Here is a 21,286-nt window from a genome sequence, read left to right as displayed (position 1 = left end):
ATGCGCGTCAAGCGGGAGCCGGCTGGTCCGCCTCGTCCGCGTGGGCGATGTGGACCAGCTGGCGCCAGATCAGCACCACGAAGATCGCCGAGCCGACGAACGCGAACCAGAACGGCGCGGTCACGCCCCAGTGCGACGCGATCACTCCCCCGATGCCCGAGCCGATCACCAGGCCGCCGAAGACGCCCACGAGGTTGACGCTGCCCACCCGGCCCTGGAGCTCGCTGGGGACGGCGCGCTGGCGGATCGTCAGCGAGGTCGTGCCCCAGATGAACGCGTGGGCGCCGAACACGAAGAAGATGCACATCGCCACCCAGGCATGCGTGGTGAGCGCCAGCGCGAGCATCGTGAACGTCTCGAAGACCAACCCGATCCGCATCAGGTTGCCGAGACTCACGTGCCGGGTGATCCACGGGTACGCCAGGGTTCCGAGCAGGCCCCCGACCGCGGAGACCGTCGTCAGCAGGCCGAAGCCGATCGGCCCCATGTCGAGCCGCTGGGTGGCGTAGAGGACCAGCACCGACCAGGCCGCGCCGAAGGTGATGTTGAAGACGAAGATCGTCATCACCAGCGTGCGGACGGCCGCGTTGTGCAGCACCCAGCGGAACGCCTCGGCGATGTCGTGGCGCAGGTGGGTGTCCGGCGCGACCTCACGCCGGTGCGGCGCGAGCACGAGGCGCGAGATCAGCACCGCACCGAGCGCGACCAGCACGGCCTGGGCCGCGAACGGTACGGCGTGACCGGCCGCGAACAGCGCCGCGCCGATGGGCGGTCCGGCCAGCTGGTTCACGGTGATGAAGCCGGAGGTGAGCCGTGAGTTCGCGACCGCCAGGTCGTCCCGATCGACCAGCATCGGCATCAGCGTCGACGCGGTGTTGTCCGCGAAGACCTCCGCCGTGCCGAGCAGGAACATCGCGAGCAGCACGATCCAGATCTGCACCAGGTCGGTCGCGATCACCAGCGTCAGCAGCACCAGCACGACCGCGCGCAGCAGGTCGACGGTGACGATGATCAGGCGCCGGTCCAGCCGGTCGGCCAGGGCCCCGGCGAGCAGCCCGAAGACCAGCGGCGGGAGCCACTGCAGCAGCGCCGCGCTGGCGACCAGGATCGGGTCGTGCGTCATCGACGCGACCAGCAGCGGCCCGGCGGCGATCGCGATGCCGTCGCCGAGGTTCGAGACCCACGACGAGGACAGCAGCCACCGGAACCCGATGCCGAACCGCCGCGGGGCGACGATCTCGACGAGGCTGCTCACAAGGTGCAGACCCTAACCGTCACGCGCTGCCGGTTCCCACCGGTTTGACGTGCGGACGCGCTCGTACCCGCGGACCAGAACGGGTCAACCGGTCCGCGGTGGTCTACTGCGTCAGGCGGGCTGCATCTCCTGCAGGGAGGCCTCGTCGAGAAGCACAGCGGCCTGAGCGGCGGTCAGGCTGTCGTTCTCCTCGCTGAGGCGCAGTACCAACGCCTCGAGCTCGCCCACACGCGCGCGCAGCCGAGCGTTCTCGGCTACGAGGTTCGCGGGGGTCCGCAGGTCGCTGTTCATGTAGCCGATCAGCGCCTTGGCCATAGAGGAACCTTCCAGGGGTCGTGATGGTCACCGTGGGTGACGGGCCGTCTTCAAGAGTCCCACCGGGGCTCTCGTAGGTCAATCTCCGAGCGCGGGAGCCGAGCTTGCGGAGCTCCCGATCAGCGAGGAGGTCGAGGAGGCATCGGCGCTCAGTCCGGAGCGTGCGACGGACTGAGCGAGCCGTCCCGAAGCCCACTCGCGGTGCCGCGACGCCTTCTCGGGGCCGGCTGGCACACCGGGCAGAAGTACGACGAGCGGTTCATGAACGCGACCCGGCGCATCGGTGTGCCGCACCGCTCGCACGGCTCGCCCTCGCGGCCGTACGCGTGCAGCGAGCGGTCGAAGTAGCCGGACTCGCCGTTGACGTTCACGTACAGCGCGTCGAACGACGTGCCGCCCTCCCCCAGCGCCGCGACCATGACGTCGCGGGCGTGCCCGAGCAGCTCGCGGACCTGGGTGGCGGTGAGCCGGTCGCCCGGCCGCTCGCCGTGGATCCGGGCCCGCCAGAGCGCCTCGTCGGCGTAGATGTTGCCGACGCCCGAGATGAGGCCCTGGTCGAGCAGCTGCCGCTTCACGCCGGAGGTGCGCTTGCGGACCTTGCGCACGAACAGGTCGTCGTCGAACTCGGGGTCGAGCGGGTCGCGGGCGATGTGCGCGATCTCGGGCGGGAGGTCCGCGCCTCCGGCCGAGACCGACAGCCCGCCGAACATCCGCTGGTCGACGAAGCGCATCTCGCGGCCCTCGTCGGCGCCCTCGAGCGCGAAGCGCACCCGCAGGTGCCGCTCGTCGGGAGCATGGGGCGGCTGCACCAGGATCTGGCCGCTCATGCCGAGGTGGCCGAGCAGGGCGTCGCCGTTGTCGAGCGGCAGCCAGAGGTACTTGCCGCGACGTCGGGCCGCCTCGATCCGGCGACCGGTCAGGGCCGCCGCGAACCCGGCCGGCCCGCCCGCGTCGCGGCGTACCGGACGCGGGTGGAGGACGTCGACACGCGTGATGGTCGAGCCGAGCACGTGCCGCTCGATCCCGGCCCGGACGACCTCGACCTCGGGCAGCTCAGGCATGCGTGGTCGGGGCTAGTTCTTGCGGGAGACGATCTGCGCTGCGATGTCGACGGAGTCGTCGACGCCGAGGCTGGTGGCGATCTCGCCGTACGCCGTCTCCGCGGCGGCCTGCTCGGCCTCCTTCTTGGAGCGGCCGATGCCGTTGCCGTAGAGGCCGTCGCCGACGCGCACCTGGGCGGTGAACGTCTTCATGTGGTCCGGGCCGTCGTCCTCGATGACGTACTCCGGCACACCGAGGCCGTGCTCGGCGGAGAGCTCCTGCAGGGAGGTCTTCCAGTCCAGGCCGGCGCCGAGCGCCGACGCCGCCTCGATGAGGGGGTCGAACAACCGGTGCACGACGATCGCGGAGGTCTCGAAACCGCCGCTGAGGTGCACGGCACCGATCACGGCCTCGACCGTGTCGGACAGGATCGACGCCTTGCCGCGACCGCCGGTGGACTCCTCGCCGCGGCCGAGCTTCACGTGGTCGCCGACGCCGATGCCGCGTCCGACCTCGGCCAGCGCCCGGGCGTTGACGACCGCGGCGCGCAGCTTGGCCAGCCGGCCCTCGGAGAGGTCCGGGTGGGTGCGGTAGAGCGTCTCGGTGACGACCACGCCGAGCACCGAGTCACCCAGGAACTCCAGGCGCTCGTTGGTCGGCAGCCCACCGTTCTCGTAGGCGAACGACCGGTGCGTGAGCGCGCGCTCGAGCAGCTCGGGGTCCAGCTCCGGGTCCCCGAGCGCGGCGCGCAGCTCGGCGTAGTTGGTCAGCGTTCTGACCGGGTCAGAGGACCTGACGACGGTCAGCGCGCGCGCCGTACTGGCCGCACTCGCCGCACGCACGGTGCGGCAGGTGCTTGGCGCCGCAGGCGGGGTTCGCGCACGTCACGAGGCTCGGCGCGACGGCCTTCCAGGCCGAACGACGGTGCCGGGTGTTGCTGCGCGACATCTTCCGCTTCGGGACAGCCACTGTTATCTCCTCTACCAGGACCGGGATCTCCGGCCGTACGGGGTGCTACTCGGTTGCTTCGGGGTCCTGCTGGTCCTGCGTCAGGGCGGTCAGGCCGGCCCAGCGCGGGTCGATCGGTGCTTCGTGGCTGTGGTCCGGGTCGTCCGCCAGGCGTGCTCCGCACTCGGTGCACAGTCCTGGGCAGTCGTCCTCGCACAGCGGCTGGAACGGTAGTGCCAGCACCACCGCGTCCCGCAACAGGGGTTCGAGATCGACCAGGTCGCCCTCGAGCCTGCTGACCTCGTCGTCCTCGTCGTGGGAGGTCTGGTGCTCGACGTACACGAACAGCTCCTGGAACCGCGCTTCGATCTCGTCGGAGATCGGCTCCAGGCACCGCGCACACTCGCCGTCGAGCACGGCGTGAGCCGTGCCCGTGACCAGTACTCCCTCCATGACCGCTTCCAGCAGCAGGTCGAGCTCGACCGGCGCACCTTCCGGGACACGAAGGACTTCGATGCCTAGATCTGCGGGTGCCGGAGCCGTGAGTGTCACCTGACGCTGGGACCCCGGGCGGCGGCCGAGCTCGCGGGTGTCGAGCACGAGCGGCGCTCTCGGGTCCAGGCTGCTCAGGTTTCTACTTCCGTTTCAGGCACAAACAGATCAGCGAGAAGCGTACCGGGCTGGGGTCCCGACCGGCAAAATACGGTCAGGCCCGCTCGGCAAGCCGCGTCGTGAGCCGCGCGAGCACGGCGTCCGGCACCAGCCCGGTCACGTCGCCACCGAACGTCGCGACCTCCTTGACCAGGCTCGAGGACACGTAGCCCAGCGCGGCGGTCGTCGGCACGAACACCGTCTCCACGCCGGTCAGGTGGGAGTTCATCTGCGCCATCGGCAGCTCGTACTCGTAGTCGTTGCCGCCGCGCAGGCCCTTCACGATCGCCTGGGCGTCGATCTCGCGGCAGAAGTCGACGATCAGCCCGGAGAAGCTGCTCACCGTGACGTTCGCCATGCCGGCGCAGGCCTCGCGCAGCATCTCGATGCGCTCCTCGGCCGTGAACAGCCGGTTCTTCGAGGCGTTCACCCCGACCGCGACCACGACCTCGTCGAAGAGCTTCGCCGCACGGCCGACGATGTCGATGTGTCCGTGGGTGACCGGGTCGAACGACCCGGGACAGACGGCTCGACGCACGGCTACTCCTCTGCTTCGGGGGCGGCGTGACCGTACCAAAGCACGGTCTCGCCGTACCGCTTCTCGCGGTCGCCGGTGATGCCGTCGGGCCACCGCGGCTCCGGGCTGCGACCGGACCTCTCCACGATCACCAGGGCGCCCGGCACCAGCCAGCCCTCGGCGGTGAGCGCCAGCAGGTCCGTGGCGAGGGCGTCCTCCGACAGCGGGTAGGGCGGGTCGAGGAACGCGATGTCGTACGGCGCGCTCGGTGGCCGGTGCAGCGTGCTCGCGACCGGCGCCGCCACGACGTTGGCGCGCGCGAACCCGATGGAGCGGGCGTTCTCGGAGATCAGCGCGGCGGTCCTGCGGTCCTGCTCGACCAGCGTGACCACGCCGGCGCCGCGGGACCACGCCTCGAGGCCGATCGCCCCCGAGCCGGCGTACAGGTCGAGGAAGCGGAGCCCGTGCAGCGATCCGCTCCACGACTCGATGGCGGAGAACAGCGCCTCGCGCACCCGGTCGCTGGTGGGTCGCGTCAGCACGCCGCGCGGCGTCGTGATCCGCCGGCCTCCTGCCGTGCCGCCGATGATCCGCGTCACGACTTCTCCATGAAGTCAGACTGCACCGATTCCTCGAGCGCGGTCACGGCGGCGCCCAGGTCGCCCGCGTGGGCGAGGTCGGGGTCGGCCTCCAGCAGGGCGACGGCGGCGGCGCGCGCCTCCACGATCGTCTTCTCATCACGCAGCACGCGCAGAGTTTGCAGGCCCGAGCGGTATCCCGACTGCGATTTGCCGAGAACGTCGCCCTCGCGGCGCTGCTCGAGGTCGACGCGGCTGAGCTCGAAGCCGTCGGTGGTGCTCGTCACCGCGTCGAGCCGGTCGCGCGCCGGCGACCCGACCTCGGCGCGGGAGACCAGCAGGCACAGCCCGGGCAGGCCGCCCCGGCCGACGCGGCCGCGCAGCTGGTGGAGCTGCGAGACGCCGAACCGGTCGGCGTCGAGGAGCACCATCGCGGTCGCGTTCGCGACGTCGACGCCGACCTCGATCACCGTCGTCGCGACGAGGACGTCGACGTCGCCGGCGGCGAACGCCCGCATGACGGCGTCCTTCTCCTCCGGCGGCAGCTTGCCGTGCAGCTTCTCCACGCGGAGGCCGTGCAGCGGTCCCTCGACGAGCTCCGCGGCGACCTCCTCGACCGCGCTCAGGCCGGCGGCCGGCGCGGTCGGGGCGACGGTGTTGCCGTCCTCGTCGACGTCGAGCTGGTCGCTCTCCCCCTGCTCGTGCTCGTCGCCGGTGATGCGCGGGCAGACGACGTACACCTGGTGGCCCTTCTCGACCTCCTCGCGGACCCGCTCCCAGACCCGGCTGATCCACTGCGGCTGCTCGGCCAGCGGGACCAGGTTGGTCTGGATCGGCGCGCGGCCGGCGGGCAGCTCGGTGAGCGTGGAGGTCTCGAGGTCGCCGAAGACCGTCATCGCGACGGTGCGCGGGATCGGGGTCGCGGTCATCACCAGGACGTGCGGCGGCGTGCCGGCCTTGTCGGTGAGCGCAGCGCGCTGCTCGACGCCGAAGCGGTGCTGCTCGTCGACGACCACGAGGCCGAGGTCGGCGAAGATCACCTTCTCCTCGAGCAGGGCGTGGGTGCCGATGACGATCCCGGCCTCCCCCGTCGCGATCCGCGACATCGGCGCGGTGCGCTGCGCCTTGGTCATGGAGCCCGTGAGCAGCTCGACGTTGGTCGCGTCGGCCGCGCCGCCGAGCATCCCGCCCGCGGCGAGGTCGCCGAGCATCGCGGTGATCGAGCGGTGGTGCTGCTGGGCGAGCACCTCGGTCGGCGCGAGCAGCGCCGCCTGGCCGCCGGAGTCGACGGTGCGCAGCATCGCGCGCAGCGCGACGAGGGTCTTGCCGGAGCCGACCTCACCCTGGAGCAGCCGGTTCATCGGGTGCGGCTGGGCGAGGTCCTCCTCGATCTGGGCGCCGATCTCACGCTGCCCGGCGGTCAGGTCGAACGGCAGCCGGGAGTCGAACGCCGCCAGCAGCCCGCCGCCGCCGGTGCGCGCCTGCGCGCCGAGCTCACGGACCGCGCGGCGACGGCGCGCCAGCACCAGCTGGGTGACCAGCGCCTCGTCGAACCGGAAGCGTCGCTGGGCGGCGCTGATCTCGCCGTAGTCGTGGGGGTTGTGGATGCGCTCGAGCGCCGTACGGACGTCGAGGAGGCCGTACTCCTCGCGCACCGCCTCGGGGATCAGGTCGGGCACGTCATCGACGACCGTCAGCGCGAATGCGACCGCGCGCTGGATGTCCCACGAGTCGACGCCCTTGGTGAGCGGGTAGATCGGGTAGAACTCGCCGATCTTGTCGAGTGAGAGCTGCGCGGCGTCCTCGTCGGGGTCGCCGAACAGCACCAGCTGGGGGTTCGTCAGCTGCCAGTCGCCGCGGAAGCTGCCGACCTTGCCGAGGAAGATGCCGCGGCGCCCGACGGGGAGACGGTTCTGGTGCCACTCGCCGATGTGCTTGCCCTTGGCGAAGAACGACATGCGGAACGACGGCCCGTCGGTGCGCACGCTCACGTCGAGGCGGTACGCCGGGCGGCCGGTGCGCCGGTCGGTGTAGCTGTTGAGCTTGCTGTGCGCGATCTGGCCGACGACGGTGAGCATCTGCCCGTCCTCGAGGTCGTCGACGCGGGTCAGCTCGCCGGTCTTCACGTAGCGCCGCGGGAAGTGGTGGAGCAGGTCGCCGACCGTGCGCAGGCCAAGCCGCTCCTCGATCCCCTCCCGCTTCTTCTTGTGGTCGCCGAGGACTGCGATCACCGGTGAGTCGAGACTGATCAACCAGGCTCCTCTACTCGACGGACACCAGGAGCTGGTACCGCTCCTGACCACCGTCGTACACCACGACGTCGACAGCCGGGTGGTGCTCCTCCACGTAACCGGCGCACCGGGTCGCCAGCGCACCCTCGGCGTCCTCGGCGCCCGCGACGATCGTCACGAGCTCGCCGCCACCGCCGAGGAGCCGGTCGAGCACGTCGGTCGCGACGGCGAACAGCTCCTCGCCGACGACCGCGAAGTCGCCCGCGACGACCCCGAGCACGTCGCCCGGCTCGCACGGCCCGGCCATCGTCATCGCCTGACGCGATGCGACGGTGACCGCGCCCTGGCGCGCGTGCCGCGCGGTCGCGGTCATCTCGAGCACGTCCTGGTCGAACGCGCGCCCGGGCTCGTGCACCGCGATCGCGGCGAGGCCGGAGACCTGGGCCTGGGTCGGGATCACCGCGACGCGGATCGCGCCCTCGAGGTCGGCCTGGGCGGTGCTCGCGGCGATCTGCGCGACCCGCACGGAGTCGGCGTCGTTGGGCAGCACGATGACCTCGGAGGCGCCACAGGTGGTGATCGCCTCGAGCACCTGGCCGGTGGAGGGCCGCCTCCCGGGACCTCCGGGTACGACGATCGCGCCGGCCTCCTCGAAGAGGCTCGCGAGCCCGGGGCCGGCCGCGACCGCGACGACCCGGCGACCCTGCCGGTCCGTGGCGCGCTGGCGGACCTCGGCGATCTGCTCGGCGAAGTGGGTGACGCGGATCCGGTGCGGCCGTCCGGCGGCGATCCCCGCCTCGACCGCGGCGCCGACGTCGTCGACGTGCACGTGGACGTTCCACAGTCCCTCGCCGCCCACGACGACGAGCGAGTCGCCCAGGGGGGCCAGCGCGCTGCGCAGCGCCGGGATCGCGGCGTCCTCGGCGTCGAGGAGGTACATGACCTCGTACGACGGTCCCTCCGGGGTCAGGTCGCCGGTCGGGGTGGTCGGGATCGGGATGGTGCGGCTGCCCAGCGGTGAGGTGACCGGGACCGGGCGCCGGCCGGTCAGCACGGTCTCCGCCGCGTCGAGGATCACGCTGATGCCGCGGCCGCCGGCGTCGACGACGCCCGCGTCGCGCAGCACCTGGAGCTGCTCGGGCGTGCGCGCGAGCGCCGTACGCGCTCCCTGGGCGGCGGCCGTGAACACGTCGCTGGAGCGCGCGGTCGGCGCCTGCGCGGCCTCCGCGCCCGCCTCCGCGGCGCCGCGGATGACGCTGAGCATGGTGCCCTCGACCGGGTCGCCGACCGCGGCGTAGCTCGCCTCGGTGGCCTGGCGCAGCGCCTCGGCCATCACGAGCGCGCGGCGCTCGTCGGGCGTCGCCTGCACGATCCGGCGGGCCAGGGCGCCGATCATCTCGCTGAGGATGACGCCGGAGTTGCCACGCGCGCCGAGCAGGGCGCCCCGGCTGAACGCCGCGAGCGCCGGGCCCAGGTCGGCCTCCGGGTCGCCGCCGGTCGCGTCGCGGACGGCGTCACGGGCGGCGGACATGGTGAGGTACATGTTCGTGCCGGTGTCGCCGTCGGGCACCGGGTAGACGTTGAGCGCGTCGATCTCTTCGCGCGCCTCCGAGAGGGCGTCGACGGCGATGTCCACGAACCGCAGCACCGCTCCGAGCGTGATGCTCGCGCTGCCCGGAGTTTCCATGCCGTCCTCGATCGTGGAGACTGACCACCGGGCACCTGCTCGGTGAGTCGAGTGCCACAGGCTAGTGCGTCCGGCTCGATTTTCGAGTGCGGCTGGGCATCGGATACTCTTGTGCGGTTGCCCGCTCGCCGGGCCCCACGTTTTCAGTTCAGTTCACATCATCGATTCGTTCAGGAGTACACGGTGGCTGCCGTCTGCGACATCTGCGCCAAGAAGCCCGGCTTCGGCAACAACCGGCCGTGGTCCCGCAAGATCACGAAGCGTCGCTTCGACCCCAACATCCAGCGCGTGCGTGCCAAGGTCAACGGCACCCCGAAGCGCCTCAACGTGTGCACCGGCTGCCTCAAGGCCGGCAAGGTCACCCGTTGATCTAGCTCTCCCAGAAGGGCCTCGACCAATCGGTCGGGGCCCTTTTGCATGTCGCGACTCTCGTTGGTCGAGTGGCGAGCGCCAGCGAGACCGCTGCCGCGAGCGCCAGCGAGACCGCTGCGCCCGACCGACTGCCTGTGCCAACTGGGTCTCGATACGCCGGTCGCGAGCTCGTCCCTCGCTCGCGCGGCTACTCGACCTTGCTGCTGCGTCTTCCAGCCCCGAGCAAGCTCGGGGCTGGAAGGCAGCTAAAAGTGCGTCCAGCCCGTGGGACCGTCGTACTCCGCACCGTCGACGGTGACGCCCGAGCCCTCGGCGACGGTGCCGACCCGCAGCCAGCCGGTCGGTACGGCGAGGGCGTCGGGGAAGGTCGCGAGCAGCGAGTGGTCCTCTCCCCCGCCGAGGATGAACTGCAGGGGGTCGGCGCCGAGGGCGGCGCCGACGGCCTGCAGCGGCTCGGCGATGTCGAACGCCGCGGCGTGCACGTCGATCGCGACGCCGGAGGCAGAGGCGATGTGTCCCGCGTCGGCGAGCAGACCGTCGGAGACGTCGATCATCGCGGTGGCGCCGGCCTCGGCGGCGACCCGGCCGGCGTCGTACGGCGGCTCCGGGCGCTTGTAGGCGTCGACGAGGACCTTCGGGGAGCGGAAGCCGCGGCCGAGGACCGCGAGGCCGCCGGCGGCCCAGCCCTGGCGGCCGAACAGCGCGAGGGTGTCGCCGGGGCGGGCGCCGGAGCGCAGCACGGGCGACGCGGTCACGCTGCCGAGCACGGTGACCGCGATGACGACCTTGTCCGAGCGGGTCAGGTCACCGCCGACGACGCTCGCGCCGACCAGGGAGCACTCGTCGGCGAAGCCGCGGGCGAAGTCGAGCGCCCACGCCGCGGGGAGGTCGGCGGGCGCCGCGAGCCCGATGGTCAGCGACGTGGCCCGGCCGCCCATCGCGTTGATGTCGGACAGGTTCTGCGCGGCCGCCCGGTGGCCGATGTCCTCGGCCGAGGACCAGTCGCGGCGGAAGTGGTTCCCCTCGACCAGCAGGTCCGTCGAGACGACGACGTGTCCGTTGCGGACCCGCAGCACCGCGGCGTCGTCGCCCGGCCCGACCAGCACGTGCTCGCCCTGCGGGAACAGCGCGACCAGCTCCGAGATCAGCCCGAACTCGCCCGCGTCGGCCAGGGTCGCGTCATGTGGGAACGGCATGGGGACCATCCCACCAGATGCGGTGCGGTGGGGCGCACGATAGGTTGACCGCGACACGTCCCCGTATCCAGACACCAGGGAGAGCTCGATGGTCGTCCAGGCGTACATCCTGATCCAGACCGACGTCGGCAAGGCTGCCGAGGTCGCCACCGCGATTGCCCAGGTCAAGGGTGTCACCCTCGCCGAGGACGTCACCGGTCCGTACGACGTCATCGTGCGTGCTGAGGCGCGCAACGTCGACGAGCTCGGCAAGCTCGTGGTCTCGAAGGTCCAGAACCTCGACGGCATCACCCGGACGCTGACCTGCCCGGTCGTGCACATCTGAGGGTGATCCACCCCGCTCGTTCACGACGCCCCGTGTCCTCCTGGACGCGGGGCGTCGTCGCGTTCGCCGGGCTCGTCCTGCTGGCCGGTTGCAGCAGCGGCCCGCCCGAGATCCACGCCGCCGACATGTCGGACGCGGACGCCCAGGCCTGTCGCGACTTCGTCGCGAAGCTCCCCGACACCCTCGCCGGGCAGGAGTCCGTCGAGGTCGCCGGGGACACGGAGTACGGCGCCGCCTGGGGCGACCCCGCGATCGTGCTGACGTGCGGCGTCGAGCAGCCGCCGGAGTTCAGCGACACCTCGACCTGCATCGCGGTGAAGCAGACCGGCTGGTTCGTCCCCGACGAGGTGTTCAAGGACATGTTCGACGGCGACGAGACCACCGACGTGCCGATGACCGAGATGAACTACCGCCCGCGCGTCCACGTGGACCTGCCGGGCGAGTACCGGCCCGACGGGTTCCCGAACACCGCGGGCGAGCTGGCCGAACTGATCGAGGCGAACCTCGAGAAGTCCGGAAAGTGCCTCTAGCCGCTCAGCGCAGGCCGGTCCGGCGCTCGAGCGCGAGCTGGATCAGCTCGTCGACCAGGTCCGTGTAGGACAGACCGCTGGCCTCCCACATCTGGGAGTACATCGAGATCGGGGTGAAGCCCGGCATCGTGTTGATCTCGTTGAGGACGACCTCGCCGCCCGGCGTGACGAACGTGTCGACGCGGGCAAGACCCTCGGCGCCGATCGCCTCGAACGCCTGGGACGCCAGCTCCCGCACCCGCGCCGCCACGTCGTCGGGCAGGTCGGCGGGCGCCTCGGTGCGCGCCTGCGTGCCGCCGAGGTACTTGGCCTCGAAGTCGTAGAAGTCCGCCGCGTCGTGGTCGACGACGATCTCGCCAGGAACCGACGTCCGGGGCTCGCCGCCGTTGCGCCCGCCGAGGACGGCGCACTCGATCTCGCGGCCCTCGAGGCCCTGCTCCACGAGCACCTTGGGGTCATGGAAGCGAGCCTCCTCGATCGCCTCGACGAGGTCGGAGGGCACGTCGACGCGGCGCACGCCCAGCGAGGAGCCCGCGCGCGCCGGCTTCACGAACACCGGGAACGTCAGCCGCTCCTGGATCTCGGCGAGCACGGCGTCCTGGCGCCTCTCCCAGTCGCGCGGCGCGATCGCGACGTACGGGCCGACCGGTAGGCCGTGGCCGGCGAAGACGATCTTCATGTACTGCTTGTCCATGCCCACGGCCGACGCGAGCACGCCGGAGCCGACGTAGCGGACGTCGGCCAGCTCCAGCAGCCCTTGGATGGTGCCGTCCTCGCCGAACGGTCCGTGCATCAGCGGGAAGACCACGTCGACCTCGCCGAGGTCGGCGAGCGTCGCGACCGAGCGACCGGCCTCGGTGGTGACCTCGGGCAGCTTGCTCGCCGAGAGCTCCCACTGCTGCGTGTCACCGCTGGTGAGGACCCACTGCCCCTCGCGGGTGATGCCGACGGGCAGCACGTCGTACTTGTCGCGGTCGATCGCCTTCATCACGCCGGCGGCGGTGGCGGCCGAGATCGCGTGCTCGCCGGAGCGGCCTCCGAAGAGCAGGGCAACGCGGACCTTGTCAGACACGGGAAGCAACCCTACGCAAGCGTGGCCGCGACCTCGAAGAGGCGCGCTCCGTTGGAGGCCTTGAAGAGGACTGCGTCACCCTCGCCGACGTGCTCGGCGACCCACGCCACGGCGGCCGCGTTGTCCTCGAGGAAGGTGCCGCCGATCTCCCGTGCCGGCTCACCGACGGCGACGACCTCGTCGATCCCGAGCCCAGCGGCGTACTCGCCGACCGCGCGGTGCTCGGCGGCGGACGTCTCCCCCAGCTCGCGCATCTCACCGAGGACCGCGACGGTACGGCGCACCCCCGCGTCCGCGCCGATCACGGCCAGCGCGTCGAGCGCGGCGCGCATGGAGTCGGGGTTGGCGTTGTACGCGTCGTTGAGGACGATCACGCCGGTGGCGAGCTCGTGCAGCTCCATCCGCCACTGCGAGAGCTCGGCGACGTCGCCGAGGCTGGCGCCGACCTGCGGCAGCGCGAGCCCGGCCGCGAGGGCGGCCGCGGCCGCCGCGGCGGCGTTGAGCGCCTGGTGCGCACCGACCAGCCGGAGCGTGACCGGCACCCGCTCACCACCGGCCGCGAGGACGAACGACGGCCGGCCGAGCCGGTCCAGGGTGAGCTCCTCGACCCGGACGCCGGCCTCGCGCTCGGCCCCGAACGTGACGACCGCACCCGGCGTCCGGGAGGCCATCGCCGCCACGCGGTCGTCGTCCGCGTTCAGCACCGCCGTACCGGCTGTCGTGAGGGCTTCCACGAGCTCGCCCTTGGCCTGAGCGATCGCGTCCCGGGAGCCGAACTCACCGAGGTGCGCGACGCCGACGTTCAGCACCAGCGCGACGTCGGGCGCGACCAGGGCGGCGAGCTCGGCGATGTGGCCGCGGCCGCGCGCCCCCATCTCGAGCACCAGGTAGCGCGTGTCGGGGCCGCTGCGCAGCGCGGTGAGCGGCATCCCGATCTCGTTGTTGTACGACCCGCGGGTGGCGACGGTCGGTGCGGCGTCGGCGAGCACCGCCGCGAGCAGGTCCTTGGTGGAGGTCTTGCCCTGGGAGCCGGTGATCGCGACCACGGTCAGCTGGTGGGTGCGCCTCAGCTGGGCGACGACGTGCGCCGCCAGCCGCTGCAGGGCCGCCTGGACGTCGTCGACCACCACGGTCGGCAGCGAGGTCGGCCGGCTGCCGAGCACCGCGACCGCGCCGTTCTCCCCCGCCTGCGCGGCGTGCTCGTGACCGTCGGAGCGCTCACCGACGAACGCGACGAAGAGCCCGCCCGGGGCCGGCTCACGCCCGTCGATGCTCACCGGCCCGTCGACGACGACCGGCTCGGTCGCGCCGACGACCTCGCCGCCCACGACCTCCGAGACCTCGGCCAGCGTCATCGCGATCATGCCCCTGACCCTAGATGACGAGATCCGCGGGCTCGCGCGCTCCGCGAGCGCCGCTCGCGTGCACGCCCCTCGAATCTCCCCATCTAGTGTTTGCCCCATGCCCGACAGCAGGAAGCCCGCCACGGTCGCCGTCCACGCCGGTCGTCCCGAGCGCGGACCGGACCAGCCGCTGAACGTGCCGATCACGATGGCCTCGACGTACGGCGCCGGCGGCGACGTGGAGTACGGCCGCTACGGCAACCCGACCTGGGCGGCGTTCGAGGACGCGCTGGGCGCGCTCGAGGGGGGTCGCTGCCTGAGCTTCGGCTCCGGGATGGGGGCGGTCACGACCGTGCTCGACCTGGTCGGCCAGGACGGGATCGTCGTCGCCCCGAGGCACTCGTACACCGGCACCCTGCTCCAGCTGGCCGACCTCGAGATGCGGGGCCGGATCCGCACCAGGCTCGTCGACATCACCGACACCGCGGCCGTCGCGGCCGCGTGCGACGACGCGGCGCTCGTGTGGTTCGAGTCGCCGACCAACCCGGCGCTCGAGATCGCCGACATCGCAGCGATCACCGAGGCTGCGCACGCCGAAGGCGCCCGGGTCGTGGTCGACAACACGTTCGCGACGCCGGTGATCCAGCGCCCGATCGAGCAGGGCGTCGACATCGTCCTGCACTCGGCGACCAAGTACATCGCCGGCCACAGCGACGCGCTGATGGGCGCGATCGTGACCGCGGACGACGAGCTGTACGCCGTCCTCAAGGGTCGCCGCGACCTGCTCGGCACCACCCCCGGCACGCTCGAGGCCTACCTCGCGCTGCGCGGCCTGCGCACCCTGCACCTGCGCGTCGAGCGGGCCCAGGCGAACGCGACCGAGCTCGCCCGGCGCCTGGACGGTCACCCCGCGCTCAGCGAGGTCCGCTACCCGGGTTTCGGCGGCATCATCTCGATCGTGCTCGCGGACGGTGCCGACGCGGCCGATCGGCTGCCCGAGCGGCTGCGGACGTGGCTGTACGCGACCTCGCTCGGCGGCGTGGAGTCGACGTACGAGCGCCGGCGCAGGTGGAACGCCGAGCCGGACACGATCCCGGCCGGCCTGGTGCGGCTGTCGGTCGGCATCGAGGACGTCGAGGACCTCTGGGCCGACCTCGCGCAGGCGCTCGCCTAGAGCGACCGGCGCCACGCGACGGCCATGCCGCTCGTCTCGGCGATCGGCCGGAGGTTCCCGGCGCGGTAGTCCCATACCGCGATCGCCATGCTCAGGTGCGTTCCCGTGCGGTCGACGAAGCCGACGACCGGCAGGGCGCCGTCCCAGCCCAGCAGCGCGATCAGCCCCGGGCCCGGACCGACGTGCAGGTAGGCGAGGACGTCGCCGCTGCTCGTGTCGACGGCAACGACGCCGTTGCCGAGCGGCGGGTCCTCGCTGCCGACGGTGCGCGAGCCGACCGTCATGTCGCCGATGGCCAGTCCGTCCTTCAGCAGCGGCGGGTACTCGACCAGGCCGCCGGCGTTGTTGGCGAGGGTGGGTACGTCGGGTCGCGACCCCCAGTCGAGCACCTGGTCGGAGCGCCCCCAGCTCAGGCTGTCGCCGTCGGCGAACACGGTGTCCGGCGGGAGGTCGGCGGCGACGGTGTCGCCGGAGTCGAGGTCGACGAGCGTGCTGGTCGTGGCTCCCTCCGACGAGACCAGGACGTGCGAGTCGTCGGCCCAGACGGCGTACGACAGGAAGTCGTCGGGCATCGGATAGGTCCGGTGGCTGCCGTCGGTGAGGTCGACGACGACGAGCGCGTCCGGCTGCGGCAGCGCGAGGTGCGTGCCGTCCGCCGAGAACGCCGTCGGCCTGACCACCGGGGACGTGTAGCCACCGCCGTCGTCGATGAGGACCAGCCCCGGCACGTCGACCCGGCGCCAACGGCCGTCCGAGCCGAGCACGATCGGGACCGCTCCGTCGTCCGGGTCCACGGTCGCGAACACCCCCTCGTCCATCGGGTCCTCGGACAGGTCGGTCGTCGCCCCGGGCTCCAGGCTCGAGAGCCCCTCCCACAGCTCGGGTGACACCAGGCGCTGGGTGTTGGAGTGGTCGATGCCCTGCGGCGACTCGGTCACGGTCGGCGTGGGTTCGGGCACCGCCGGTTGCGGCCGCTCCGGCTCGCCACGCAACGACAACGCCGAGACACCGACGACCACCAGCACCACCGCCGCGCTCGCGGCGACGACCACGGCGCGTCGGCGCCGGGTCCGTCGTACGGCGGCGTCCCAGGCGCCCGTGACCACGTCTGTCTCGGGCAGGTCGATCTGCTCGGCCAGGTCGGCGAGTCTCATGACAGCTCCTCCTGCAGCTCCTCGAGCCCGGGCGCGATCTCGCGGAGGCTGGCCAGCGCGACGGATGCCTGCTTCTTGACGGTGCCGTCGCTGACGCCGAGGACCGCCGCGGTCTCGGCGACGCTGAGGTCCTCGATGTAGCGCAGCACGAGCACCGCCCGCTGCTTGTGCGTGAGCAGGGCGAGGGCGTCCTGGATCATCACCGGCGCCTCACCGGGCGGATCGAGCAGCCCCGTGGGTGGCTCGTCGGTGACCGTCTCGCGTCGCACCCGGCGCCACCACGAGACGTGCTCGCGGAAGACGACCGTGCGCACCCACGCGTCGGGCTGGCCGTCGCGCAACGTGTCCCACCGCTGCGCCGCGCGGATCAGCGCCTCCTGCACGAGGTCCTCGGCGCGCTGGAAGTCACCGGTCACCAGGTAGGCCGACCGCACCAGCCGCTGCTGGCGGGATCGCGCCCACTCCTCGAACGACTCCCGCCTCAACACCGTCACACCCTCTCAACGCGCGGGGGTGCCCGTTCGGTTGAAGCGAGACAGGCGGCCTGGTCAGTCGGTGTTGTACGTCAGCCAGGTGATGAACATGAACACCCCGATGATCGTGGCGTTCAGCAGCACCACCGCCAGGATCGCGGTGATCGTCGAGCGCCGATCGTCGTACGCGTGCGGGTGCTCGGCGTCAGCGGGCAGATGAGCAGCCATCTCGTTCCCTCCGTCTCCGCGGGCACGCTCGCCCGCGCTGCTCCATTGCTACTCCTCATCGGCGGCGCCCGCCAGCCCCCTCGAGGGTCGGTCAGAGAGTTCGCTCGAGCAGCGCCCGCAGCTCACGGAAGTGCCGCTCGGCGCCGGCCTCGTCGTAGACCGACGTGTCGGCCATCGAGTACCCGTGCCGCGCGCCGGGGTAGATCTCGTTGAGGTGGGGGTGGTCCGCCAGGGCGAGCTCGAGGGCCGCGACGTGCTCGGGCGTCATGCCGGGGTCGCGGTCGGCGTGCCCGAAGACGTACGCCGCGGTCGAGCCGGCGATCGACAGGTGCGGGCTGTCCGCCGCGCCGGTGACGAGTCCGCCGCCGTGGAAGCCGCCGACCGCGGCGACCGTGCCGGGGAACCAGCCCGCGGTGCGGACCGCGAGCCGCGCGCCCATGCAGTAGCCGGTGACGCCGATCGGTCCGGCGGCGGCGTGCCCCTCGAGCTCGGCGACCCACGCACGGGCGTCCGGCTCTGCGAGGTCGGGCGTGAGTCCGTGCACGCGGTCCATGACGCCGCCGGCGAAGAACGCCTCGCGCGCACCCTGGTCGCGCAGGTCCCCGGTCGGCGCGAGGTCCGCTGCGCGGCCGGCGCGGTAGAAGACGTTCGGCACCAGGACGACGTACCCCCACGACGCGATGCGGTCGGCCATCTCCTCGGTCCGCGGCCGCAGCCCGATCGCGTCGACGTAGAGCAGGACGCCCGGGTTGCCGGGCTCGCCGGTCAGGTACGCCTCGGCGGTCCCGCCCGGCGCCTGGATCTCGATGGTCGCGCGCATGCCGCAGACCGTAGTCGCAGGGTGGTGTCGAGGTGCGAGCGAAGCCAGCCCAGGTACTGCCGGACGTCTCAGTCGGTCTCGGCCTTGGTGTCGCGCGCGATGAACGCCTCCATCATGTCCTGCGCGGTCATCCGGCCGTCGACGACCGCGGTGACGGCCTGGGCGATCGGGGCGTCCACACCGGTCCGGTCGGCGAGCGCGAGCAGCGACGAGCAGGACTTCGCGCCCTCGGCCACCTGGTTGGTGGAGGCGTAGATGTCGGCGGTCGTCATGCCCTGGCCGAGCTTCTCGCCGAACGTGCGGTTGCGTGACAGGGGCGACGAGCAGGTGGCGACGAGGTCACCGAGGCCGGCGAGGCCCATCAGCGTGAGCGGGTTGGCGCCGAGCGCCATCGCGAGCCGGGCGGTCTCGGCGAGGCCGCGGGTGATGACCGACGCGGTCGTGTTGTCACCGAAGCCGAGGCCGACGGCCATGCCGACCGCGAGACCCACGACGTTCTTGTACGCGCCACCGAGCTCGCAGCCGAGCACGTCGACGGACGTGTACGGGCGGAACGCCGCGGAGTGGATGCGCCCCTGGATCATCTTCGCGACGTCCTCGTCCTCGCACGCCACGACCGACGCGGCCGGCTCGCGGCGGGCGATCTCCGGGGAGAGGTTCGGCCCGCTGACGACCGCGATCCGCTCCGGGCCGGCTCCGGTGACCTCGGCGATCACCTGGCTCATCCGCTCGAGGCTGCCGAGCTCGACGCCCTTCATGAGGGACACGAACACCGCATCCTTCTCGACGTACGGCGCCCACTCGGTGAGGTTCTGCCGCAGCGTCTGCGACGGCGTCGCGAGCACGACGAGGTCGGCGCCGTGCAGCGCCTTCTCGACGTCGTGGGTGCCGCTGATCGTGTGCGGCAGCTCGACTCCGGGCTGGTAGTCCGGGTTCTCGTGCCGGTCGTTGATCGCGGTGGCGAGCTCCTCGCGGCGCGCCCACAGCGTCACGTCGTTGCCGGCGTCGGCCAGCACGATCGAGAAGGCGGTGCCCCAGGAGCCGGCACTGAAGACGGCGACCTTGCTCATCCGGGGTCCCCGTGGAATCGGGGGCTGGAGGAGCGGAGCGGGGGAAGCCCGGGAGTCCATGGGGTGGTCATGCGGGGTCCTCTCCCGGGATGGTCTTGCGGTTCGGATTGCCGATCTCGTTCATGCCGGCCTTCTTCGGGTCGAACAGCTCGGCCGGAGCCGGCTCGTCACGGACGTCCTCGACGAGGTCCTTGATCGTCGTCATGATCCGGTCGGTCGCCTCGGCGATCGAGGCCGCGGACCGCGGCTGCTCCGCCAGGTCGGCCAGGTCGATCGGCGGGCCGACCTTCATGGTGATCTGCTTGCGCGGGAACAGGTCGGGCTTCTTCGAGTACGGCGCGAGCAGCGACTGCGCGCCCCACTGGCCGACCGGGATCACCGGGCAGCCGGTCTCGAGCGCGATGCGCGCCGCGCCGGTCTTGCCGAGCATCGGCCAGCCGTTCGGGTCGCGGGTGATGGTGCCCTCGGGGTAGACCACGACGGCCTCCCCGCTGCGCACCGCGGCGACTGCGGCGGCGTACGCACCGACGGCGTTCTTGCTCAGACGCTCGACCGGGATCTGGCCGGCCGAGCGCAGGAAGAACCCGAGCAGCTTGTTCTTGAACAGCCCGGACTTCGCCAGGTAGCGCGGCATCCGGCCGTGGTCGTAGACGACGTGCGCGGCCATGAACGGGTCGAGGTGCGAGATGTGGTTCAGCACCAGGATGAACCCACCGGACACGGGGATGTTCTCCCCGCCGATCCACGTGCGCTTGGTCGTGAGCAGCAGCAGCGGCTTCACGATGGCGACGCCGATGGACCATGCCCACCCGCGTCTCTGCTGCAGCTTGCGTACCGTCACGGACGCAGGTTACTCGGACACCGTGCTCCGGACGTGGAGCGGCCTGACAGGATCGGCGCGATGTCCGAGCACCGACCCGATCAGCAATTCGTCGTCCTCGTCCCCGTGAAGCCACCGGCGGTCGGGAAGTCGCGCCTGCTCGGGCTCGACACCGACGTACGCCGGTCGCTGGCCGAGGCGTTCGCCCAGGACACCGTGGCCGCCTGCCTCGCCGCCACGTCCGTGGCGCAGGTGCTGGCCGTGACCGACGACGCCCGCTTCTCCTCGATCCTCGGGTCCCTCGGCGCCGTGTCGATCCCCGACGGCGTCACCGACGACCTGAACGGCGCGCTGCGCCTGGCCGCGGCCGAGGCGCACCGGCGCTGGCCGGAGCTCGCGCCGGTGGCGCTGTGCGCGGACCTGCCCTCGCTGCGCGCCGAGGACCTCGACGCGGCGCTGGCGCGAGCCGTGCTGCCGTACCCGTCGTTCGTGCCCGACGCCGCTGGTACCGGCACCACGTTGTACGTCGCGGGCTTCGAGGAGTTCGACCCGCGCTTCGGCCCCGGGTCGCGCGACGCACACGTGGACGCCGGGGCCGACGAGCTCGCGGACGTGCCGGCGTCGGTGCGCCGCGACGTCGACGACCTCGACGACCTCAGGTCCGCGGTGGCGCTGGGGATCGGGCCGCGCACCGCGGCCGTCGTACCCACAGACGAGTGACGGGCCGCCACTCCAGAGGAGTGACGGCCCGTCGCAGTTCGGACCAGCGAGGTCAGGCCTTCTTGGCGGCCTTCTTGGCCGGAGCCTTCTTCGCCGGCGCCTTCTTGGCCGGAGCCTTCTTGGCAGCCGCCTTCTTCGCCGGAGCCGCCTTCTTCGCGGCTACGACCTTCTTGGCGGGAGCCTTCTTGGCCGGAGCCGCCTTCTTCGCGGGCGCCTTCTTGGCCGGAGCCTTCTTGGCAGCCGCCTTCTTCGCCGGAGCCGCCTTCTTGGCCGGAGCAGCCTTCTTGGCGGGCGCCGCCTTCTTGGCCGGAGCGGCCTTCTTGGTCGCGGCGGCGGCCTTCTTCGCCGGCGCCGCAGCCTTCTTCGCAGCAGCCGGAGCAGCCGTCAGCGTCAGCTTCGGGAGCTTCTTGGCCCCGGAGACGACGTTCTTCAGGTCCGCGCCAGCGGTGAACTTCGGAACCGCGGTCTTCTTCGCCTTGATGCGAGCGCCGGTCTGCGGGTTGCGGACCCAGCGGGCCTCGCGGATCCGCTTCTCGAACGACCCGAAGCCGGTGATGGCGACCTTCTCGCCCTTGGCGACCTCGCGCGTGATCGTGTCCAGCACGGACTCGAGAGCGTGGGCCGCGGCCTTGCGGTTGCCCTCGTAACGACCCGCCAGTGCGTCGATGAACTCTGACTTGTTCACTGTCTTCCCTTCCAATGAACGACAAGTGGTCGAGCCCGTGCTCGACTTTCTTCAATGCACGCTAGGTATTCGCGGCGCTCG

At 71.9% G+C, this 21,286-nt stretch carries 25 protein-coding genes; 5 read left to right on the top strand and 20 right to left on the bottom strand.

Annotated elements, in window-relative coordinates; translation table 11 throughout:
* Positions 1–7: 7 nt before the first annotated feature.
* From MJ604_RS05335 to MJ604_RS05290, 10 genes are all read right to left on the bottom strand, one after another.
* Positions 8–1,255 (bottom strand): MFS transporter, encoded by a 1,248-nt coding sequence (locus tag MJ604_RS05335; RefSeq protein ID WP_243057255.1) that lies wholly within the window; start codon positions 1,253–1,255, stop codon positions 8–10.
* 111 nt (positions 1,256–1,366) lie between these two features.
* The gene (locus tag MJ604_RS05330) at positions 1,367–1,570 is read right to left on the bottom strand and encodes a hypothetical protein (RefSeq protein ID WP_243057254.1); all 204 of its coding nucleotides are present in this window, start codon (positions 1,568–1,570) and stop codon (positions 1,367–1,369) included.
* 149 nt (positions 1,571–1,719) lie between these two features.
* On the bottom strand, positions 1,720–2,631 hold the full coding sequence (mutM, locus tag MJ604_RS05325) for a bifunctional DNA-formamidopyrimidine glycosylase/DNA-(apurinic or apyrimidinic site) lyase (protein ID WP_243057253.1): 912 nt from the start codon (positions 2,629–2,631) through the stop codon (positions 1,720–1,722).
* Between the two features lie 12 nt (positions 2,632–2,643).
* Entirely contained in the window at positions 2,644–3,381 is a 738-nt protein-coding gene (gene rnc / locus MJ604_RS05320; RefSeq protein WP_243057388.1) for a ribonuclease III, read from the bottom strand.
* A 13-nt stretch (positions 3,382–3,394) separates the two neighbouring features.
* Complete coding sequence (gene rpmF / locus MJ604_RS05315; RefSeq protein ID WP_243057252.1) at positions 3,395–3,580, bottom strand: 50S ribosomal protein L32; 186 nt, start codon at positions 3,578–3,580, stop codon at positions 3,395–3,397.
* Between the two features lie 45 nt (positions 3,581–3,625).
* The gene (locus MJ604_RS05310) at positions 3,626–4,012 is read right to left on the bottom strand and encodes a DUF177 domain-containing protein (RefSeq protein ID WP_308194109.1); all 387 of its coding nucleotides are present in this window, start codon (positions 4,010–4,012) and stop codon (positions 3,626–3,628) included.
* Between the two features lie 253 nt (positions 4,013–4,265).
* The gene (gene coaD / locus MJ604_RS05305) at positions 4,266–4,748 is read right to left on the bottom strand and encodes a pantetheine-phosphate adenylyltransferase (protein WP_243057251.1); all 483 of its coding nucleotides are present in this window, start codon (positions 4,746–4,748) and stop codon (positions 4,266–4,268) included.
* Positions 4,749–4,750: 2 nt separating this feature from the next.
* Entirely contained in the window at positions 4,751–5,326 is a 576-nt protein-coding gene (gene rsmD / locus MJ604_RS05300) for a 16S rRNA (guanine(966)-N(2))-methyltransferase RsmD (protein ID WP_243057250.1), read from the bottom strand.
* A complete protein-coding gene (locus MJ604_RS05295; RefSeq protein ID WP_243057249.1) occupies positions 5,323–7,557 on the bottom strand; it encodes an ATP-dependent DNA helicase RecG in 2,235 nt (744 codons plus the stop codon). The genes rsmD and MJ604_RS05295 overlap by 4 nt, the downstream gene beginning before the upstream one ends.
* A gap of 10 nt (positions 7,558–7,567) precedes the next feature.
* Positions 7,568–9,223 (bottom strand): DAK2 domain-containing protein, encoded by a 1,656-nt coding sequence (locus MJ604_RS05290; protein ID WP_243057248.1) that lies wholly within the window; start codon positions 9,221–9,223, stop codon positions 7,568–7,570.
* 183 nt (positions 9,224–9,406) lie between these two features.
* Between MJ604_RS05290 and rpmB the strand changes: the two genes are divergently transcribed.
* A complete protein-coding gene (gene rpmB, locus MJ604_RS05285) occupies positions 9,407–9,592 on the top strand; it encodes a 50S ribosomal protein L28 (protein ID WP_181644901.1) in 186 nt (61 codons plus the stop codon).
* 248 nt (positions 9,593–9,840) lie between these two features.
* Here the strand turns inward: rpmB and MJ604_RS05280 are convergent, their stop codons facing one another.
* A complete protein-coding gene (locus tag MJ604_RS05280) occupies positions 9,841–10,791 on the bottom strand; it encodes a thiamine-phosphate kinase (RefSeq protein WP_243057247.1) in 951 nt (316 codons plus the stop codon).
* Positions 10,792–10,879: 88 nt separating this feature from the next.
* Here MJ604_RS05280 and MJ604_RS05275 point away from each other — a divergent pair, with 88 nt between their 5' ends.
* Both MJ604_RS05275 and MJ604_RS05270 read left to right on the top strand, forming a co-directional pair.
* Positions 10,880–11,116, top strand: coding sequence for an Lrp/AsnC family transcriptional regulator (locus tag MJ604_RS05275; RefSeq protein ID WP_028645383.1), 237 nt, complete (start codon positions 10,880–10,882; stop codon positions 11,114–11,116).
* A 32-nt stretch (positions 11,117–11,148) separates the two neighbouring features.
* Positions 11,149–11,646: a DUF3515 domain-containing protein gene (locus MJ604_RS05270; protein WP_243057246.1), complete on the top strand. Its 498-nt coding sequence runs from the start codon at positions 11,149–11,151 to the stop codon at positions 11,644–11,646.
* 4 nt (positions 11,647–11,650) lie between these two features.
* Here MJ604_RS05270 and MJ604_RS05265 read toward each other — a convergent pair whose 3' ends face one another.
* Together MJ604_RS05265 and murF are read right to left on the bottom strand one after the other, a co-directional pair.
* Positions 11,651–12,718, bottom strand: coding sequence for a D-alanine--D-alanine ligase family protein (locus tag MJ604_RS05265; protein WP_243057245.1), 1,068 nt, complete (start codon positions 12,716–12,718; stop codon positions 11,651–11,653).
* 11 nt (positions 12,719–12,729) lie between these two features.
* Positions 12,730–14,082: a UDP-N-acetylmuramoyl-tripeptide--D-alanyl-D-alanine ligase gene (murF, locus tag MJ604_RS05260; RefSeq protein ID WP_243057244.1), complete on the bottom strand. Its 1,353-nt coding sequence runs from the start codon at positions 14,080–14,082 to the stop codon at positions 12,730–12,732.
* 97 nt (positions 14,083–14,179) lie between these two features.
* On the opposite strand from murF, the gene MJ604_RS05255 reads away from it, so the two are divergent.
* Positions 14,180–15,235 carry a PLP-dependent aspartate aminotransferase family protein gene (locus MJ604_RS05255; RefSeq protein WP_243057243.1) on the top strand — a complete coding sequence of 352 codons (1,056 nt, stop codon included), beginning with the start codon at positions 14,180–14,182 and terminating at the stop codon, positions 15,233–15,235.
* Here MJ604_RS05255 and MJ604_RS05250 read toward each other — a convergent pair.
* The 6 genes from MJ604_RS05250 to MJ604_RS05225 all read right to left on the bottom strand — a co-directional run bounded on the left by MJ604_RS05250 (position 15,232) and on the right by MJ604_RS05225 (position 19,821).
* On the bottom strand, positions 15,232–16,389 hold the full coding sequence (locus MJ604_RS05250; RefSeq protein WP_243057242.1) for a hypothetical protein: 1,158 nt from the start codon (positions 16,387–16,389) through the stop codon (positions 15,232–15,234). The two genes, MJ604_RS05255 and MJ604_RS05250, sit on opposite strands and share 4 nt — an antisense overlap.
* Complete coding sequence (locus MJ604_RS05245) at positions 16,386–16,877, bottom strand: SigE family RNA polymerase sigma factor (RefSeq protein ID WP_243057241.1); 492 nt, start codon at positions 16,875–16,877, stop codon at positions 16,386–16,388. Before MJ604_RS05245 ends, MJ604_RS05250 begins: the two co-directional genes overlap by 4 nt.
* Before the next feature lie 60 nt (positions 16,878–16,937).
* Positions 16,938–17,090 carry a hypothetical protein gene (locus MJ604_RS05240; RefSeq protein ID WP_243057240.1) on the bottom strand — a complete coding sequence of 51 codons (153 nt, stop codon included), beginning with the start codon at positions 17,088–17,090 and terminating at the stop codon, positions 16,938–16,940.
* 91 nt (positions 17,091–17,181) lie between these two features.
* Positions 17,182–17,910, bottom strand: coding sequence for a dienelactone hydrolase family protein (locus MJ604_RS05235; protein ID WP_243057239.1), 729 nt, complete (start codon positions 17,908–17,910; stop codon positions 17,182–17,184).
* Between the two features lie 68 nt (positions 17,911–17,978).
* Positions 17,979–18,980, bottom strand: coding sequence for an NAD(P)H-dependent glycerol-3-phosphate dehydrogenase (locus MJ604_RS05230; RefSeq protein WP_243057238.1), 1,002 nt, complete (start codon positions 18,978–18,980; stop codon positions 17,979–17,981).
* 67 nt (positions 18,981–19,047) lie between these two features.
* Positions 19,048–19,821 (bottom strand): 1-acyl-sn-glycerol-3-phosphate acyltransferase, encoded by a 774-nt coding sequence (locus tag MJ604_RS05225; protein WP_243057237.1) that lies wholly within the window; start codon positions 19,819–19,821, stop codon positions 19,048–19,050.
* 60 nt (positions 19,822–19,881) lie between these two features.
* On the opposite strand from MJ604_RS05225, the gene cofC reads away from it, so the two are divergent.
* Entirely contained in the window at positions 19,882–20,520 is a 639-nt protein-coding gene (gene cofC, locus MJ604_RS05220) for a 2-phospho-L-lactate guanylyltransferase (protein ID WP_243057236.1), read from the top strand.
* A 52-nt stretch (positions 20,521–20,572) separates the two neighbouring features.
* Here cofC and MJ604_RS05215 read toward each other — a convergent pair whose 3' ends face one another.
* On the bottom strand, positions 20,573–21,205 hold the full coding sequence (locus MJ604_RS05215; protein WP_243057235.1) for an HU family DNA-binding protein: 633 nt from the start codon (positions 21,203–21,205) through the stop codon (positions 20,573–20,575).
* Between the last annotated feature and the right edge of the window lie 81 nt (positions 21,206–21,286).

This window comes from Nocardioides sp. SR21, from assembly GCF_022761125.1.
Lineage (GTDB): Bacteria > Actinomycetota > Actinomycetes > Propionibacteriales > Nocardioidaceae > Nocardioides.
Note: the sequence above shows the minus strand (reverse complement) of the source record. Positions and strands in the feature narration are given on the sequence as shown.

Coding starts and splice junctions, on each gene's coding strand:
- MJ604_RS05250 (WP_243057242.1), bottom strand. CDS start 16,389: ATGAGACTCGCCGACCTGGCCGAGCAGATCGACCTGCCCGAGACAGAC.
- MJ604_RS05280 (WP_243057247.1), bottom strand. CDS start 10,791: ATGCCGTTCCCACATGACGCGACCCTGGCCGACGCGGGCGAGTTCGGG.
- mutM (WP_243057253.1), bottom strand. CDS start 2,631: ATGCCTGAGCTGCCCGAGGTCGAGGTCGTCCGGGCCGGGATCGAGCGG.
- murF (WP_243057244.1), bottom strand. CDS start 14,082: ATGATCGCGATGACGCTGGCCGAGGTCTCGGAGGTCGTGGGCGGCGAG.
- MJ604_RS05290 (WP_243057248.1), bottom strand. CDS start 9,223: ATGGAAACTCCGGGCAGCGCGAGCATCACGCTCGGAGCGGTGCTGCGG.
- MJ604_RS05275 (WP_028645383.1), top strand. CDS start 10,880: ATGGTCGTCCAGGCGTACATCCTGATCCAGACCGACGTCGGCAAGGCT.
- MJ604_RS05255 (WP_243057243.1), top strand. CDS start 14,180: ATGCCCGACAGCAGGAAGCCCGCCACGGTCGCCGTCCACGCCGGTCGT.
- MJ604_RS05310 (WP_308194109.1), bottom strand. CDS start 4,012: ATGGAGGGAGTACTGGTCACGGGCACGGCTCACGCCGTGCTCGACGGC.
- cofC (WP_243057236.1), top strand. CDS start 19,882: ATGTCCGAGCACCGACCCGATCAGCAATTCGTCGTCCTCGTCCCCGTG.
- MJ604_RS05235 (WP_243057239.1), bottom strand. CDS start 17,910: ATGCGCGCGACCATCGAGATCCAGGCGCCGGGCGGGACCGCCGAGGCG.
- MJ604_RS05240 (WP_243057240.1), bottom strand. CDS start 17,090: ATGGCTGCTCATCTGCCCGCTGACGCCGAGCACCCGCACGCGTACGAC.
- MJ604_RS05330 (WP_243057254.1), bottom strand. CDS start 1,570: ATGGCCAAGGCGCTGATCGGCTACATGAACAGCGACCTGCGGACCCCC.
- MJ604_RS05230 (WP_243057238.1), bottom strand. CDS start 18,980: ATGAGCAAGGTCGCCGTCTTCAGTGCCGGCTCCTGGGGCACCGCCTTC.